Genomic DNA, 983 nt, shown 5'->3' on the forward strand with positions numbered 1-983 from the left:
TGACCGCCGTCGGCGTCGGCCTCGGCGTGGCGCTGCTGCTGGGCGCCTCCTCCGTACCGAACCTGCTGAACAACCACTCCGAGCGGACCAACGCGCGCACGATCGGGATGGGGGAACAGCAGGCGCAGCAGCGCTCCGACAGCTCCTTCCTCTTCCACCACGTGCGCTCCCAGTTTCGCGGCGAGAGCATGGACGGCGTCCTGCTGCGTCCGGAAGGCAGCCACCCCGTACTGCCGCCCGGCGTGGACACGATGCCCGGACCGGGCGAAGCGGTCGTCTCGCCCGCCCTGAAGGAACTCCTGGAATCCCCGGACGGCAAGCTGCTGCACGACCGGCTCCCGTACCGCGTCATCGGCACGATCGGCGACGAGGGCCTGAGCGGCCCCAACGAGAACTTCTACTACGCGGGCAGCGACAAGCTTTCCCTGAAGGACGGGGACAGGAACGGGACCCACCGCGCCGCTGCCTACGGATGGCACATCCAGTCCCCCGACATGGACCCGGCCCTGCTCGTGCTGAACCTCGTCGGCTGCATCGTCCTGCTGATGCCGGTGGCCATCTTCATCGCCACCGCCGTCCGCTTCGGCGGCGAGCGGCGCGACCGGCGGCTGGCCGCGCTGCGCCTGGTGGGCGCCGACAACCACATGGCGCGCCGGATCGCCGCCGGCGAGGCCCTGCTCGGCTCGCTGTTCGGGCTGGCCGTGGGCGTCGGGCTGTTCCTGTTCGGCCGGCAGTTCATCGGCGCGGTCGACATCAGCAGCCTCAACGCCTTCCCCACCGACCTGTCGCCGGTCCCCGCCCTGGCCGTCCTGATCGCGCTGGCGGTGCCGGCATCGTCCGTCGTCGTCACGCTCTTCGCGCTGCGCGGCATCGCCATCGAACCACTGGGCGTCGTGCGCAGCGCGGTGCCGCGCCGCCGGCGGCTGTGGTGGCGGCTGCCGATCCCGGTCATCGGGCTGGCGATCCTGGCGGCGTTCGGCACG

Annotated in this window: 1 protein-coding gene; it reads left to right on the plus strand. The window is 71.7% G+C overall.

Annotated features, from left to right (window positions below; genetic code table 11):
• Positions 1-983 (plus strand): FtsX-like permease family protein (locus tag ADK86_RS16355; RefSeq protein WP_199834416.1); only part of this gene is annotated, 983 nt, incomplete at both ends.

It is taken from the genome of Streptomyces sp. NRRL F-5755 (assembly GCF_001279365.1).
Classification (GTDB): Bacteria; Actinomycetota; Actinomycetes; order Streptomycetales; family Streptomycetaceae; genus Streptomyces; species Streptomyces rimosus.